The 16617-nt window shown below is 45.5% G+C and carries 17 protein-coding genes; all 17 read right to left on the minus strand.

The window, feature by feature from the left end; all coding sequences use genetic code 11:
• Positions 1-92 precede the first annotated feature (92 nt).
• Positions 93-1418 carry a sensor histidine kinase gene (locus ADH49_RS05385; protein WP_048690531.1) on the minus strand — a complete coding sequence of 442 codons (1326 nt, stop codon included), beginning with the start codon at positions 1416-1418 and terminating at the stop codon, positions 93-95.
• A complete protein-coding gene (locus ADH49_RS05390; protein WP_009731294.1) occupies positions 1415-2068 on the minus strand; it encodes a response regulator transcription factor in 654 nt (217 codons plus the stop codon). Before ADH49_RS05390 ends, ADH49_RS05385 begins: the two co-directional genes overlap by 4 nt.
• 70 nt (positions 2069-2138) lie before the next feature.
• Positions 2139-3515, minus strand: coding sequence for an ABC transporter permease (locus ADH49_RS05395; RefSeq protein ID WP_048690534.1), 1377 nt, complete (start codon positions 3513-3515; stop codon positions 2139-2141).
• 12 nt (positions 3516-3527) lie between these two features.
• Complete coding sequence (locus ADH49_RS05400) at positions 3528-4160, minus strand: ABC transporter ATP-binding protein (RefSeq protein WP_009731296.1); 633 nt, start codon at positions 4158-4160, stop codon at positions 3528-3530.
• 15 nt (positions 4161-4175) lie between these two features.
• Entirely contained in the window at positions 4176-5438 is a 1263-nt protein-coding gene (locus ADH49_RS05405) for an ABC transporter permease (protein WP_048690536.1), read from the minus strand.
• An 866-nt stretch (positions 5439-6304) separates the two neighbouring features.
• On the minus strand, positions 6305-7927 hold the full coding sequence (gene groL, locus ADH49_RS05410) for a chaperonin GroEL (protein ID WP_048690538.1): 1623 nt from the start codon (positions 7925-7927) through the stop codon (positions 6305-6307).
• 23 nt (positions 7928-7950) lie between these two features.
• Positions 7951-8235, minus strand: a complete 285-nt coding sequence (gene groES / locus ADH49_RS05415; protein ID WP_048690539.1) for a co-chaperone GroES — start codon at positions 8233-8235, stop codon at positions 7951-7953.
• 127 nt (positions 8236-8362) lie between these two features.
• The gene (locus ADH49_RS05420; RefSeq protein WP_048690545.1) at positions 8363-8656 is read right to left on the minus strand and encodes a hypothetical protein; all 294 of its coding nucleotides are present in this window, start codon (positions 8654-8656) and stop codon (positions 8363-8365) included.
• A 102-nt stretch (positions 8657-8758) separates the two neighbouring features.
• A complete protein-coding gene (locus ADH49_RS05425; protein WP_042361448.1) occupies positions 8759-9613 on the minus strand; it encodes a PTS system mannose/fructose/sorbose family transporter subunit IID in 855 nt (284 codons plus the stop codon).
• Positions 9597-10439, minus strand: coding sequence for a PTS mannose/fructose/sorbose/N-acetylgalactosamine transporter subunit IIC (locus tag ADH49_RS05430; protein WP_048690546.1), 843 nt, complete (start codon positions 10437-10439; stop codon positions 9597-9599). The genes ADH49_RS05425 and ADH49_RS05430 overlap by 17 nt, the downstream gene beginning before the upstream one ends.
• 62 nt (positions 10440-10501) lie before the next feature.
• Entirely contained in the window at positions 10502-10996 is a 495-nt protein-coding gene (locus ADH49_RS05435; RefSeq protein ID WP_006595112.1) for a PTS system mannose/fructose/N-acetylgalactosamine-transporter subunit IIB, read from the minus strand.
• A gap of 17 nt (positions 10997-11013) precedes the next feature.
• On the minus strand, positions 11014-11454 hold the full coding sequence (locus tag ADH49_RS05440) for a PTS sugar transporter subunit IIA (RefSeq protein ID WP_006595113.1): 441 nt from the start codon (positions 11452-11454) through the stop codon (positions 11014-11016).
• 134 nt (positions 11455-11588) lie between these two features.
• Entirely contained in the window at positions 11589-12896 is a 1308-nt protein-coding gene (locus ADH49_RS05445; protein WP_023027582.1) for an ABC transporter substrate-binding protein, read from the minus strand.
• Positions 12893-13579, minus strand: coding sequence for a response regulator transcription factor (locus tag ADH49_RS05450; protein ID WP_023027581.1), 687 nt, complete (start codon positions 13577-13579; stop codon positions 12893-12895). Before ADH49_RS05450 ends, ADH49_RS05445 begins: the two co-directional genes overlap by 4 nt.
• Complete coding sequence (locus ADH49_RS05455; protein WP_023027580.1) at positions 13576-14895, minus strand: sensor histidine kinase; 1320 nt, start codon at positions 14893-14895, stop codon at positions 13576-13578. The genes ADH49_RS05450 and ADH49_RS05455 overlap by 4 nt, the downstream gene beginning before the upstream one ends.
• A complete protein-coding gene (locus tag ADH49_RS05460) occupies positions 14895-15881 on the minus strand; it encodes a substrate-binding domain-containing protein (RefSeq protein ID WP_048690549.1) in 987 nt (328 codons plus the stop codon). Before ADH49_RS05460 ends, ADH49_RS05455 begins: the two co-directional genes overlap by 1 nt.
• 221 nt (positions 15882-16102) lie before the next feature.
• Entirely contained in the window at positions 16103-16498 is a 396-nt protein-coding gene (locus ADH49_RS05465; RefSeq protein ID WP_023027578.1) for a single-stranded DNA-binding protein, read from the minus strand.
• Positions 16499-16617: the final 119 nt, after the last annotated feature.

A 16617-nucleotide genomic window follows, 5' to 3' on the forward strand; every position in this document is an offset into this window, starting at 1 on the left:
TCAGCTTTTACAGCCCTACTCAACTGTGCGGAGGTGGGACGACGAAATCGAATTCTAACGAATGACCGATTTCTGTCCCACTCTCTATTTTTTTATTCTTGAGGATCTTTGGGCAGTTCCATACGGAAGCGTAAGCCCATAGCCGTTTTATCAAATTGGTAGGCCAGTTCTTCATGGTCTAGCAAGTGTTGGACCACGAAGAGTCCCAAGCCGCCTTCCTTCTTCTGACGGCTAGCGGTCATTGGCATTTCAGCGGTCTCTACCATTTCCTGGCTGGTATTTTCAACCGCCAAGTGCGTCCCTTCCTCTTCGAGGCGGAGCTGGATCTCTCCACCGGCATCCGAATGCTTGACGGCATTACTAATGACATTTGAGAGGACCAATTTCAGAATGGCTGGGTCCATATAAACTCCTTTGTCAGGGATTTGATTGTCAATCGTGAGCGCGCGAGATTGAGCCAAGACCTTGTACTGGTCGAGGATCTGCTCTAAGACCTGATTCAGCTGGATCCACTCCTTGTCTCCAGCCAATTCTTGGACAGAGGACAGGGACAGGATTTCTAGGACGATCTGGTTCATCTCATCGACGATATCGAGGGAGACCGACAGGTAGCGGTCCCGATCCTTGTAGCGGCCGATCTTATCCCGCATATTTTCTAGGATAATCTTCAAGCTGGCTAGAGGCGTCTTGAGCTCATGCGAGGCTCCCCGTAGGAATTCCACCTTCATCTGCTCCAACTTCAGATTTTCCTGTTTCTGCTGCTCTAGATTGTCGATCACCTCTAAAAGATGGTGATAGAGGTCGTTGATCTGTTGCTTGAGAACGCCAATCTCATCCTGCGAATGAATGGGAAGACTAGCTGTCCGATCCAAGCGCTTCATCCGCTTGGTCATCTGCTTGATCTCAAGGATCGGAGCGGAAATCATGCGGGCATAGAGATAGGAGGCAATCAACGACAGAACAAAGGAAGCAAGGAGACTATAGGGAAGAAAGCCCAGACTGATGTCCCGCGCTTCCTTTTGCGAATCGATAGTCGCTAAGAATTGCAAGGTCAAGTCCTTCCCCTCTTTCGTCTGAATCTTTCGCTCTTCAATGACTAGGGAATTATTCTGGCTGTCAGGGTTCACGAGCAAGTCATCCTTGACCTCTAGGGCATTTTGTTTTTCCTTGTCCTTGATCGAGACCTTGATATCATTGGTCTTGGAATATAGGTCGATGACCGACTCAATGGTTCCTTCTTCTTGACCTTGGAAACTCTTGGACAGGGCCTGTGATTTCTTCAAAATCGTCTGGCGCTGGGACTCGATATAGGTCGACGGGAAAATAAAGTAAACCGAAGCGTGTAGAAGGATGACTAAGCCACTAAAAAGGGCAAAGGTGATCAGAAAAATCTTTGCAAAGATACTCCGTTTGGTCATGGTCTCTCCAATTTATAGCCGACATTGCGCACCGTAACGATACAGTCCAGCTCTAGTTTTTTTCGTAGTTCCTTGATATAGACATCAATCACCCGGTCAAAAGGAATCTCCTCCGTCTCCTTCCAGACGGCATCGAGGATCTGAGAGCGGGTCCGGGCCTTGCCTTCATGCTGGAGCAAGTATTCCAAGATTTCCAACTCCTTGGCATTCATGGAGATGGCTTGCCCAGCTAGGCTGGCTGTATAGCTCTCAAAATCCACCCGTGCCTCTCCATAGGTGAAGACCCGGGAAGGCTGGAGCTTTTTAAAAATAGCTTCGATGCGGACCTTCAAGAGGGACAAGGAGAAGGGTTTTTCCAGATAGCCATCCGCCAACTCTCCAAAAGCCGTCAACTTATAGTCCTCGTCATGGAAGGCCGTCAGCATGAGGACAGGGACTGAGCTGGTCTTCCGGATGGTCTTGAGCACTTCCAAGCCATTGAGGATAGGGAGCTGGATATCCAGCAAGACCAGATCTGGCGCTTCTCTGTGAAAGAGGTCCAGGGCCTCCTGCCCATCGCCTGCTTCAAAGACCTCATAGCCACATTCCATGAGATAGTCGCTCATCCCTTCGCGAATCAGGACTTCATCTTCTACGATTAGTATCTTCATACACTTTCCTTTATCTAAGAACTTCTTCTACCTCCTATTATACCCTATTTCTATTTTAGGAAACAATCTCTTATTCGACATCCACCAAGAGTTCCTTTGGTTTCTTATGCAAGAGCCATTGTGAAGAAAGGATGGATACCAGGATCAAGAGCAACCCACCGACCAAGACAATCACCAACAATTGGCTCGGTTGGATATCCATATGGATATCAGTCAGGGTCTTACTGAAGCTTTCTGCCTCAGCTCCTCCACCAAGGTTGGCTGCAGAGGATTCTTGAGCCATTTGTTTAGCAATGCCACTGGTTACGTTCTTAAGCACCGTATCTCCGACTCCTTTGGCAAGAAGACCTGCGACTCCATAGGAGAGGAGGAAGGCTGGGATGGAAATCATGATTAATTCTGCCACGAATTGCCCCGCAATCTGCACCTTGGAGAGTCCTAGAGCCAGCAAGATACCAACTTCTCTGCGACGGGCATTGAGCCACAAGACGAGGAGAAGGGTGAGAAGCAAGCTAGCAAAGATGAGGCTACCGATAAACAAGTAGTTCGCCACTTGGAACATACTGCTGATCGATTTTTGCAAGGCTGGGTAGTTAGAAGAGCTCTTGACTAGGTCATAGTAATTCCATGGGATATCCAAGGCTTTGATTTTTTCGATTAATTTATCGAGGTCTTGATCCCCTTTGGCAAAGAAGGTCGCATCCTCATAAGTAGCTGTTTGAACAGTATTGCCATAGAGCTTGGCAGCTGTATCTAGGTCAGAAATGAGGGTATCTTCATACAATTCTTGGGCGTAAGTTAGAGGAGCTTGGTTCTTCCCTGAGAACAGACCTTTAATGGTTACTTCGACAGTTTCATTAGCCCCTTTTTCATTGTCAGCATCATAGAGATTGGACTTGAGGCGCACCTTATCGCCCACCTTGAGACCATTCTTTTTCGCCAAATCTTCGTGCATGAGGATTTGGTTTTTGTCCTTGTCTGTCAGGTGCTCTCCTTGGACCAGCTTGTAGGCTCCAGAGACAAACTTATCTTCTTTAGAAGAGTCATTGACCCCTGTCACCATCAAGGTATTCTTAAAGTGCTTGGCCCGCTCTGGAGATTGATTTTGCAGGGTTTCTTCAGTCTCAATAATCTCGTGGTCTAGGATATCTGCGATGGCATTGATCCGCTTGATGGAGGAGGTGATCCCCTCTACCTGGCTGATTTTTTCGATATCTTCTCCTCTGATATTCCCAGCTCCCCGAGGGGTTCCTGGATTGGTCCTGCGGTTGATCTGCATGGAGAAGCTATTGGTGATGGATCCCAGGCTTTCCGATGAAGCTTGTTGGGTCGCTCCTTTCATAGAGAGTCCGATCAAGCTCAAGGTCCCCATGAGGAGAATGATGGCAAAGAGCAAGAGAGACTTGGGCCATTTACGTGTGATATAAGCAAAAGCATTTCGCAACATAGCATTCCCTCCTTACTTGCTCTTCTCAACGAGGCTACGGCGACTCAATTCCAAGACCACATCGGAGGCCTCTGCCACTTCCTTACTGTGGGTGACGACAATGACACATTTTTGGCGTTCCTTGGCCAACTTCTTCAAAATAGCAATAATGTCACCTGCTGTCTGTTCATCTAAGTTTCCTGTCGGCTCATCTGCCAAGATGACAGGTGCTTCTGAAACGAGCGCACGCGCAATGGCCACCCGCTGTTGTTGCCCTCCAGATAATTGCAGGACATTGCGTTTGATTTGCGTTTCGTCCAATCCCAATTCCAAGAGAATCTCTTTCCCAGCCTGCTTGTTAACCAGACGGACATTTTCCAGTGGCGTCAAATAATCGATTAGATTGTAATTCTGGAAGACCAGGGAGACATGGTGCTTGCGGTGGTAGCTAGACCCTTTGGTCTGGATGTCCTCCCCATCAAAGAGAACCTGACCCTTCTTGGGATTGTCCAGACCAGCCAAGAGGGAGAGGAGGGTTGATTTCCCAGTTCCTGACTGACCAATAATACTGTAAAATGTCCCATTTTCGAACTGATAGTTCACATTTGAGAGGATATCTTCACTATAACTTTGGTAACTATAGGCTACATTCTTGAGTTCTAACATATGTGTCATTTCTCCTTAACTCATTTTTGTTAATATTTCTTTTGGGGTCTTGCGCCAGATCATGCTGGTCGTTACACCGAGCGACAGAAGGATCAAGCACAAGAGGCTAGCATAGGCGATTCCTAAAGAAAGGCCTTGAGGGACTTGGTTGAGCAAGTCTAGGGTCTGCTGTTGACCCGTCTGTCCGACAAACTGCTCTAAGAAACGATGGCTGACCATCCGCCCGATGAGAAAGGCTGGGATCACTGCTAATAAGGATACCAGCACCACTTCCAAGAGGAACTGTCTAAAGATCCGGCCCTTGCTCTTCCCAATGGATAAGAGCACCCCGATTTCGTGGATCCGCTCCCGTGTCCAGAGACTGAGTAAGAGCGATAGGGCACCGGCTCCCGTCACCAGGAGGACGATCATCATGATCCGTACCAGGCCTTCTAGGGTCTGAGAGGATTCCTTCATCTGGTCAAAGGCCTTGCGATCTTCGACCACGCGCAGAGACTGCCAATCCAGATCCAAGCTTTTGACTTGCTTCAAGAGGGCATCGATTTTCTCAGGATCTTTGACCCCAAAGGTGACCTGGGTCACTTCTTGCTGACTGAGACCAAGAAGCTTAGTCGCATCCTCATAAGGGAGGTAGACTTGGTTTTCACTCAAATCAGAGGTCATTCCTGTGAATTTTTCCTGTTTCTTACCTGAAAAGATCCCAACGATTTCAAAGGTTTGCTCTTTGGCAGGGGTCTCTCCCATCTGAAAACTAGATAAGGTCAAGGAATCTCCGACCTTTAGCTTGTTCTTCTTAGCCAACTCTTGGTGGATCAAGATCTGGCCGCGAGGCTTGTCGGATAAGTGCTTGCCTTGCACCAGTTGGAAACTGCCACTGCGAAAATCCAGGTGCTGGTCTGTCTTCTGGGTGAAAACAGCGCCTAGCGCTTGCTTGGCTTCCTGACCCAAATCATCCCGCTCTACCGACTGCTGTCCCGTCACCGCTTCTTTACCAAGAATGCGAACGGGGCTTTCATATTGGGGAACCATGGCTCCCACCCCAGCTAGTCGCTGCACCTTTTCAGCCTCCTTCAGCGCAAAGGGAGTATTCCCCTGTTTACTGGTCAGGGCAAAGCTGGTCCCAGCCGACTGTTTGATATGGTCCTCCAGCCTTCCTCCTACTTGCATCAGTGAAAAACAGAAATATAAGCAAGAGAGGATCAAGAGGAGAATCAGAAAGAGAACCAGATTCCTCGTTCTTTTTCGAGTAATATAGGCAATTGCCTGTTGTAAGAGCATGAACTCACCCTCCATTTCAAAGCCCACAGCAATGCAAAATGGGCGCTTTCATCATTTGTTATAGTTATTATAGAAAAGAAATGTGAAATGTTTATGAAATAGAAAAAAACTCCCCCAGAAAAATCTGGAAGAGCCTTAGCAAGGGGTGGATGAAAAAGTTTAATATGAAAAAGGTCGATAAAAATTAAGAATCAAAAAGTTTTAATTTATTCGATCAAGTTTTTGTCTTTAGACATGTATGTGGGAAGTATTCCCCCCTTGCTCTAGTGTAGAACATTTATCTACTTCTTATATTTTAACGCATCTTTGTTACAAAATAAAGGAATTTGTATTGCATTTTTGTTCCAAATATCGAACAGGCAGGTTACTTCAAAATACCAACTATCTATCCACCTACTTCAAAGGTTATTCTTCCCGTGATTTCACTATATGTAGACAAAAACCCGCACCTCAAATAACTGCTATAATCCCCATCGGATTGATCTTAGTTTCTTCAATAAAGGAAACCGACCTGTAGAAAAGACCGGCTTCAGCCAAATTTATTTCACAAACTTTCGTAATATATATAAATATGCATCCTTCTGCCACAAAGAAAAGATTAGAATAATCAGTTCATCCAATGATCGATTGAGGATTGGAGACTTGCCAACCTCTTTGAGCTAGTAAGACGTTTAGCCAAACCGCCTGATAGCGGTTGGCGTCAAATGATTAGAAGCATAGCCTCAATCAAGCACACAGATTACGACAGAAAATAAAGAAGGCCGATAATGCCTTCTTTGTTTTCTTAGTAAGATGATTAGGTAGGCCGCAACAAAGCGGCTACCGTCCAATGATTCGGTGCTTTAGCACCAATCATTGGTATCAGATTACATCATCCCACCCATCATGCTTGGATCCATAGCCGGTGCTGCTGGAGCTGGTTCTGGTTTGTTGGCTACCACTGCTTCGGTCGTCAAGATAAGGCTCGCTACGGAAGCCGCATTTTGAAGGGCTGAACGGCTCACCTTCACTGGGTCGATAATTCCTGCTTCAATCATGTTGACCCATTCACCTGTTGCAGCATTGAAGCCTGTTCCGACTTCTGCATGTTTCAAGCGATCGATGACGATTGACCCTTCATATCCTGCATTGTGGGCGATTTGGCGTACAGGCTCTTCCAAGGCGCGAAGCACGATGTTGCGTCCTGTCGCTTCGTCCCCTTCCAATTCAAGGGTTTCAACTGCAGAAATAACATTGGCAAGGGCCGTACCACCACCGGCAACAATTCCTTCTTCAACCGCTGCGCGTGTCGCATTGAGGGCGTCTTCGATGCGGAGTTTCATTTCTTTCAACTCCGTTTCAGTTGCAGCTCCGACCTTGATGACTGCAACGCCACCAGACAATTTGGCCAAGCGTTCTTGGAGTTTTTCACGGTCAAATTCTGACGTTGTGGTTTCAATTTGTGATTTGATCACGGCCACACGGTTAGCGATAGCTTCAGGATTTCCTGCACCTTCTACAATGACTGTGCTATCTTTGTCCACTGTCACTTTACTTGCTTGACCGAGCGCCTCGATGGTCGCATCTTTCAACTCAAGACCGAGATCTTCTGTGATAACAGTACCACCTGTCAAGATCGCGATGTCTTCTAGCATAGCTTTGCGACGGTCTCCAAATCCAGGAGCCTTAACAGCTACGACATTGAAGGTTCCACGAATCTTGTTCAAGACAAGCGTTGGGAGAGCTTCTCCATCCACATCATCCGCAATAATCAAGAGCGGACGGTTGCTTTGCAGGATATTTTCAAGCAATGGAAGGATTTCCTGGATGTTTGACACCTTCTTGTCGGTGATCAAGATATAAGGATTTTCAAGGTCTGCCACCATTTTTTCATTATCAGTGACCATGTATTGAGAGAGGTAACCACGGTCAAACTGCATTCCTTCAACGACTTCCAACTCTGTTTCCATTCCACGAGATTCTTCAATCGTGATCACTCCGTCGTTGCCCACTTTTTCCATGGCTTCTGAGATGTATTCACCGACTTTTTCAGAGCGAGAAGAGACAGCCGCAACCTGGGCGATAGCTTCTTTATTAGCAACTGGAATGGCATTGTTTTTCAAGGCTTCAACAGCTGTTGCAACCGCTGCTTCAATCCCACGACGGATACCGATTGGATTCGCACCTGCTGTAACGTTCTTGATCCCTTCACGGACGATGGCTTGGGTCAAGACAGTCGCAGTGGTTGTTCCGTCTCCAGCGATATCATTGGTCTTCGAAGCAACTTCTGATACCAATTTGGCACCCATATTTTCGAAGTGGTCTTCCAATTCGATTTCTTTGGCGATGGTCACCCCATCATTGGTGATCAATGGTGACCCAAATGATTTTTCAAGGACCACATTGCGACCTTTTGGTCCCAAGGTCACTTTCACAGTATCTGCTAGGATATCCACCCCACGGACCATGGCTGCACGAGCATCTGATGAAAATTTAATTTCTTTTGACATACATCTTTCTCCTTTCTGATTCTTTAGGCTTCAACAATGGCAAGAATACTTGCAGTCCCAACAATCGTGTACTTCTCATCGCCGTCTTTCACATCAACGCCTGCATGATTTTCCACCAAGACCGTATCACCGACTTTGACACTTGGTGCTACCAACTCGCCACTGAGGGTCCGAACTCCCTCACCTACAGCGATGACTTCTGCTGTTTTGGTTTCAGCTTGACTTGCTCCTGCGATGACAAAGCCACCGACTGTTTGCTCTTTTTCTTCTACTTTCAAGACCACGCGGTCTCCTAATGGTTTTAACATGTCATTCCTCCGTTCTTGTATTTTAGCACTCTTCAACATCGAGTGCTAACTCATGTTTCTATTGTATCACTTGGTCAAAAATAGTCAAGAAAAAAACACCTCAATCTCTTCGAAGTGTTTTCGATTTCTAGCCAACCAAATTTAGTTTTTGTTGGTAAGCTTGGATGACTTTTTGTAAGTTGGCTCGACCACGATACATCCCATACCCCACTAGCAACATCCCTGCTATTCCAATCAGGGCGACCAAGCTACCTAAGATCAAAAATAGGAGGGAAGTCTTGTGAAAGAAATAAATCAGCAGTCCACCAATACTGGCCATGAGAAAGAGCACACTAAACCAGCGACCCAAGTTTTCCAACATATGGCGTTGGTAGCGAATTTCCGTCTCATACCCTTTTATTAATTCTTGTCTGGTGTGCATAGATGCCTCCTTCAATAAAAATTGAGAATGAAGTATTCGTAAAGGAGGTCACGTACTTCATTCTCAATGCTCCGGTTGCAATAAACTGTTTCCAGTTTTCTCTTAGTATTTGAGACCTGGATCAAAGATTCCAAGAGCTACCCCAGCTAAGGCGATGATGACTAAGAGAAGCATGACCTTGTTTGGTGAGACTTTCTTCTTCGCCATGAGCCACCAGCAAAGCGTGATAAAGGCAGCAGTCAAGAGACCTGGATAGACGCCATCAATCTTTTCTTGGATTTTAAGGAAGGCTTCTCCGTCAGCATTTTTGAATTCGAGGGCTGTTGTAACAGAGACCCAAGTCGCTGCTACGGCACCGATGACCATACCACCGACCACACTAATCGCTTTACGAAGGGCTTGTCCTTTTGGTCCTACAAGGAATTCAACAGCCTTGTCCCCTAAGTGATACCCTTTGAAGAAGGCGAAACGCATGCCTAAGTAGACCAAGAGGTTCCAAACGACGATATAGAAGAGAGCCCCTGCAATGTTTCCGCCTTTAGAAAGACCAAGGGCAATCCCGAGAAGTACAGGGATTAAGGTCCCAACAACCAAGGAGTCCCCAATCCCAGCGATTGGACCCATCAAACCAGCACGCATCCCGTTGATGGTTTCGCCATCTACTGCTTCTCCATTGGCACGCGCTTCTTCCAAACCAGCTGTAATCCCTACAACAAGAGATCCTAGTTGGGGCTCAGTGTTGAAGAAGGCTGTATAGGTTTGCATGGCTTCTTTTTGTTCTTCTTTGGAATCATACATTTCTTCCACGATTGGAAGCATCGAAGTCAAATACCCAAAGGTTTGCATGTGTTCTTGAGAGAAACAGGTCAAGTGACCATAATACCAATGATGGAATGCTTTGGTTAGCGTTTTCTTTGAAATTTTCTTTTTATCAGCCATCTTAGATATCCTCCTCATCATCGTCAAAGTCATTTGCTCCAGCAGGGACGACTTTCATTGTTTTAATCACTTCAAGTTCATAGTAGATCACTGCAAAAATCAATGAAACTACCGCACTCGCTACCAAGTTCAAGCCAAGAGATTTTGCCAAGGTAAATCCAACAAAGAATGGAATGAAGTCTCTTACTTCTGTAACGATTTGCTTCAAGAGGATGGCAATACCGACACATGGAAGAAGGGCACCGACTGTAAAGAGGGCTTTCATCCAGTAACCATCCATTGGAAGGTATTGTTTCATCAAATCCACCATGTTTTCACCGTATTTGGTGATAATCATCGTTGGAAGGAAGGAGAAGAGGAAGTGAGAAATCCATGGGTAAACCCAGTCAACTGCGTAGAGTTTTTTGAAGTTTCCTTCTTCAACGGCTTTCCAACCGATATGTTGCCAAAGCAAGTTCATGGTTGCAGTACCGTAGAAAAGAACGGTACCGATAGTCCCAACGGCTGCACCGATTGGGGCTGCTGCCGCTGCAATTGCTGCCTCACCAGTAATATTGTTGGCATGAACAAATAAGATGGAAAGAGGAATTCCGATATAAGAAATAGCCCGTACATCGGCAGATACAGTTCCACCAGGTGTTACCAAAGCGATATAAACGACCTGAAGGGCAACCCCGACCATGATACCGGTTGTCACATCTCCAAGGATTAACCCTGAGATCAACCCACCAACTAGGGGACGACCAAGTGTATAGTTCCCGATACTGGAACCACCCATACCAGGCATTGAAGACAAGCTGGCGAAAATACCAAGCAAGATTGCTTGAATCCATGAAATTGTCATAACAAACGCTCCTTTTGTTTGTAAGTATAGTTTAGTGACGAAGAGCTAGGATACTCCCCTCTCTAGAATCCGAATTTTGATTTAAAATCATCCCAGTAACCGATGGATACATCTGGAAGCAACTGGAATTTCACCTTGTAGCCTGCAGCCTGAATGGCTTCGATGGCTTCTGCTTCTTCCTGGGTGATGGATTGGTTATTTCCCAATTTCACAGCACCCGGACGGTCATTTGCAGGACCGACAATGATTTCTTTGACATCGCCTGGGACAAACCCTTGGTCTACCAAAATTTCTTTCATATCGATGGGGTTCTTAGTAATCAAGAAATAGCGAGTTTCTGATTCCGTTACTTTTGCAGATTTTTCTTTGAAAGCTTCCTTGGTCCAGACAAAGGTTTTTTTATCTGAAGCCCCTTTATAGGCTTGGATCAAGACCTTATTAGAAGCTGCTGCGTCGTTGACAGCGATCAAGCCATCACAAGGCTTTTCTTTAGCCCATCGAGTTACTGTTTGACCGTGGATCATACGGTCGTCAATCCGTACAAATGATACTACCATTTTCTAACCTCCCTTAGTTAAATATCATCATCTTCTTCATCGTCACCCTCTACCGGGGCAAGGGCAAATTCTTGCAAGGCAGTGGAAGCTTCGGATAAAATCACCTGGGCTAAATCAGCCCCCTCCATCATGTCCTTCATCACAACTGCTGTCAACGCCATGGTCAAGTTCATTCCACCTAAGATCAAGGCTGTACTCAGCTTTCCTTGCTCCTCTAGCACTGTCGCTGCCGTTGTCAAAGGACTGCCACCTACAATGTCTGCTAGAACTAAGACAGAGTCCTCATCTGTTAAATGGGAAATCGCCTGACGAAAATCATGAGCAAAATCATCTACCGATTTGCCTTCTTTCAGTCCGACCGCAATCACCTGATCTATCTTATCCCCAGCAAACATTGCCAGTGAACTTTTCAGACCTTCTGCCAGTCCACCATGACTGACTAATACCAGATACTTCATCCTTTCGCCTCCTTTATGATGACCTTATTGTATTGCTTTTGAAAGCGTTTTACTATTGTCATTTGTCACAAAGAAAAGTTGACATCTGTCAATAAAAAAATGACATCTGTCACTTGACAGATGCCTAGTTCTTCTTAACGAAACTTTTCCCGAAGCATTTCCTCAATAATCTTTTGAATTTGAGGCAATTGATTATCAATATCTTTTGCTTTAAGGGCATTATGAATGAGATAGTCCAATCGATCCCAGATATCAGTTGGCAGGTTCCCAGGAGTGCTTAGGACAGCTTTTTTCATAATTCGGTCCAGGGTCCGATTCGTCAGGGAGTCGGACCCAAAGTCATCCGCTTTAAGGAGGTCCCGACTTTCCGAACTATTGACCACCGAAGGGAGGACAGAGGTCCCCTGCGACTGCCGAAAGAGCTCCTGCTGGACCTGCTGGTCCTGGGTCAAAAATTCCATGAATTCCTTGGCCTCCTTGCTAGCACTGGCCCGAGAAGACAGAGCAAATAAGGACGTCTCCACTAAGGTTGATGGAGTAGAGCCAGAAGCCCCGGGCATAGGGATACAGGTCCAAGTGAAATTCGAATACTTGGCAACATGATAGGGATATGGTTTATAAGTTCTGTACTGGGCCAAGGTCATCGGATAAAAAGCGACCTTTCCTTCATCAAAATCCTTGGAAGTGACATTGAAGTTCCCATGAAGAGCTTCAAGTTTTTCGACAAAATAGAGCGAGCGCTTCATTTCTTTACTCGTCAGACTAATGTTATCCTGGCGGAACAGCTGTCCCCCGTAGGCTGCCAAGGCCTCTCGCCAAGTATAATCTGTACTTCCAAACTGATCTAGCTCCCCATCTCCATCCGTATCCTTCGTCACTTTTTGACAAATAGCATAAAATTCCTCCAAGGTCCACCCCTCTTTCGGAATAGCAATCCCTTCCTTTTCCAATAAATCCTTATTGACACACATCAAAACAGGATTGCTCTCAAATGGGAGGGCATATTGACGATTCTTGTACTTGCCGGCTTCTAGAGCAACTGGATAAAAATGAGAAGGATCGACCTGTTTTTCCATCAAGGGGGTCAAATCTTCCACCGCCCCACGCGCCGCTAACACTGGCAACTCTGTACTGGATACCATATAGAGATCTGGCTCCTGTCCATGGAGGATCTGATTGGCTAACCAGTTCGCATACTTATTCTTCGGAATCCCGCTTTCATAGACAATCTTTACCCCTGGATGCGTTTTTTCAAAACGAGCAATCGCTTGGTCCAAGACTTTTTCTTCTGTTTGGGTGGGTACATCCCAGCTAGATCCTGCGTAGACCCCCAAACGGACAATCCTTGGCTGACGCCGCCACCAAATCCCTCCAGCAAGCAGAAGAAGCAAGAAGATCCCTAGAAAAAATCTGGTACCTCGTATCTTACGTTTTTTCTTCATCGGCCATCACTTTCTGTTCCAAAATCCTTAGTGGTCACACCTTTTTGAACAGACCAAATAGCTAGCTGGGTCCGATCTCGCAGGTTCAACTTAGACAAAATGGTTGACAGGTAATTCCGAATCGTTCCCTCAGACAGGAAAAGTTTGGCTGCGATTTCCTTATTAGACTCCCCAAAACCAACCTGCTGGATGATCCGCCATTCAGTCAGGGATAAGTCGCTCACATATTCTTCAGAAACGGAGATTGTGTAATTGCTCTGAGCCATCTGAGAAAAAATCTGAAAAACCTTACTAGCAATATTAGGGTTTATCATGGCTCCCCCATGATAAACAATTTGAATGGCTTGGTAGAGCTCCTCTGTTGAAGCCCCTTTAAGCAAATACCCTGAAGCTCCATATTTCAAAGCACGAAAGATGAAATCATCATCGTCAAAGGTGGTCAGAATGATGATTTTAACCTCAGGGAAGCATTCCTTGACTTCTTTTGTCGCCATCACGCCATCCATCTTGGGCATACGAATATCCATCAATACGACATCTGGTCGATCTTTAGGGATTCGTTCTAGCACCTCGTGACCGTCCGCCACTGCAGAAGTCACCTGAATATCTTGATGGGCAGACAAAATAATTTGGAGCGACTCGCGAATCAGTGCTTGGTCATCCGCAATCATTACTTTGATCATAAGATCTTTCCTCCTTTTTCTTTAGGCAATTCAATTCGTGTATAAAATCCATTTCGATTGGCAAATTCTATCCTTCCTCCCAAGATAGAGACCCGCTCTCGCATTTGTTTCAAGCCATAGCCGACCTGTAGTTGGTCAAAGCCGACCCCATTATCTTGGAGAATCATGACATAGGCATCTTCCACCAAAAATGAAATCTGCATGTAGGTCGCATGACCGTGGCGGACAGAATTGGTCATGGACTCCTGAATCACTCGAAAGACGGTGTCCTCCACCATGACATCCAGATCTACATCATCCCAGTCATAGGTTAGCTCGACTTGTAAGTTGGAAATAGCTTGGTATTCGTGAACCAATTTCAAAACCGCATCCCTCAAGGTATGGTCCTCCAAGGCACCTGGCCGAAGCTTGTTCAAAGAGCCCCGGACGTCCTTGATTCCATCTCGTACCACCGTAGAGACCGATTGCAGCTGGGTCTTGGCACGACCAGGGTCAATATCAATCAGAACCCCAACTGCATCAATCCCTGCAGAAATACCCGTCAAGGCATGGCCCAGAGTATCATGAATTTCCCGTGCTATTCGCTTGCGCTCCCGATCCTCCGCAATCTTTTCCGAAAGGGCCATGTAGCTATTTAATTCCGTATTAACCTGCGAAACCATTTCTAACTCTTTTTCAATCCGATGGTGCTCTGCCACTACCGATAAAATGTAAAAGAGAAGAGAAATAATAAAGACAACCATATTTAAAGAAGCTAGCGCATTTTTAGCGAATAGGATGAGCATCCGAATCGATGAAGGATAGAAGGCAATATAGGCATCTAGCGAAGGCAATTGCACAACTAGAGAAAGAATGTCATAATTGGTCACAAGGAGGACTATAAAACTCAGAAGGATAAAGGCAAACCAGTAGCGCCTATCTTTGGAACTACTAAACTCTTTGGAACCGTAAAAGATATCAGCAAATACCAAGAGGATGATCCCATTGTAGGAGAAGCTGAGGGCCATCATGACACCTAGCATCAGCAGTATTTCTAGAATATTCCATTTGTCAAAAACTGACCACTCCTGTGTCCCTTGACGCATCCGATAAAAGGTAATGAGAAGAATCCCTCCAAAGAGAAGAATGGAGATCCAAAAATTTTGAGCTGGTGAACTCGGTATTGCTCTTAATTGCTCCAATAATTGATACCCTTGCCCCTTGGCAATGATGTAATTGGTCGCATGTAGGTAGAGCGAACTGCTAAATAAAATGGCGATGAAATTAATGATTTTTAATAAAATCAAACTATAACGAATACCACGGAGCTTGGTCATTACTGCCACCCGTTGACATCGTATCGGTCAACATTATCCTTATCAATCATCTCTACTGGGATCTTATATTGCTCCTTGTAGGATTTACCTGTCCTCATGCACTCAATCACTTGCATCACCTGTCTTCCCATTTTAAGAGGAGATTGAGCAACTGTCCCTTCAATATCATCCGTCGTCGAAAGCAAAACCTTCATATCCGGAGAGCCATCGATTCCATAAATAGAAATCGGCATAGCTAATTGATTTTCCTTAATCGCTGCTAAAGCTCCGATGGCTGCCCGATCATTTAAGGCCACGACAGCATCAAATGCAAGACCGTCCTGAATGACCTGGGAAACAGCTGGCAGGGCCAATTCCGTTTGCCCACGAGTCTCTTCTCTCCCAACAATCTGATAGGCAGGTTCCGACTGAATCGTATCTAAGAACCCTTGAATCCGTTGCTCTGCCGATATCGTCCCCTTATGCTCTAAGAGGAGGATTTTCGCCTCTTTTTTCTGCTTCATCAAGCGCTGTGCTACCAAGACCCCTGCTTGGTAATTATCCGACACCACACTGGCATCCACCGTGAAATGGCTGAGCTGACTGTCCACTGCAATGATTTTAATCCCTGCCTGTTGGGCTCTCTTTAAGGAAGCAATGATTTTAGGGCTATCTCCTTTTACAGGATTAATCACAATCACATTGACCTTTTGTTGACGAAAATAATCTATTTGCTGACTTTGTTTTTCCTCGTCCAATTCTGGATTACGAACTAGAAGCAAATCCCCTTTTTCGTCAGCCACTCGTTCAATCTCTGCATTCAGTGTTTGGTAGAATTCATTGTTCATGGTCATGTAGGTCACACCAATCCGCATTTGACCAGGAACAGGCTTTAGTTGACTAGCATTCAAGTAGATGACCACTACCACAAAAATCAGGCTCCAAAATATCGCATAAATCATCACTCGATTGTGTTTCTTTTGAACAGCTTCCTCTTCTAACCCCATCTCTTCTCCTCTTAAAAGAACGAACTATTTTACTATATAAAGATTTTTTGTTCGTATTTAATACCTTGTATTATAGCATTTTTTATCAAGAGCTTGAAGGTCTTTAGGAAATGAATGCGTTTTACTCATAAATCCATATGATGACTTACCCCTGCAACTTCCGTGAGAAGTTTCGAAAAAGAAAAAACGACACAGCTGACCAGCTGCACCGTTCTCTTCAGTTAAAAGGGAAGCTCTTCCTCCTCGAGGATCAGATCCGCTAAATCTCCTCCTGCTCCATTAGCCCGCATCGCTCGTTGAGCACGACTTTCTAAGAGCTGAAAGCCTTGACAGAGTACTTCTGTCACATATTGGGTCGTTCCATTCTTCTCATAGCGTCTGGTTCGAAGCTCACCGTCCACAGAGATCAAGCTCCCTTTATTGGCATAGGAGACAAGGGTCTCTGCTAATTTCCCCCAGACCACTAGGGTGATAAAGTCCGCCTCCCGCTCGCCATTTTGATCCTTATAACGACGATTGACAGCCAGGGTCGCACGCGCAACGGACTTGTCCGTACTGGTCTTATGAAGCTCCGGGTCAGCCACAAGGCGCCCGATTAAAATTACTTTATTGTACATATTTCTTCCTCCTACTTATATAATTCGTAGTTTTCTAGCTATTTGAGGAAAAAATAAAAAAAAGAGAGTGGGACAGAAATCGGTAATTCGTTAGAATTCGATTTCGTCGTCCCACCTCC

It is taken from the genome of Streptococcus sp. 400_SSPC, from assembly GCF_001072745.1.
GTDB classification, from domain to species: domain Bacteria; phylum Bacillota; class Bacilli; order Lactobacillales; family Streptococcaceae; genus Streptococcus; species Streptococcus xiaochunlingii.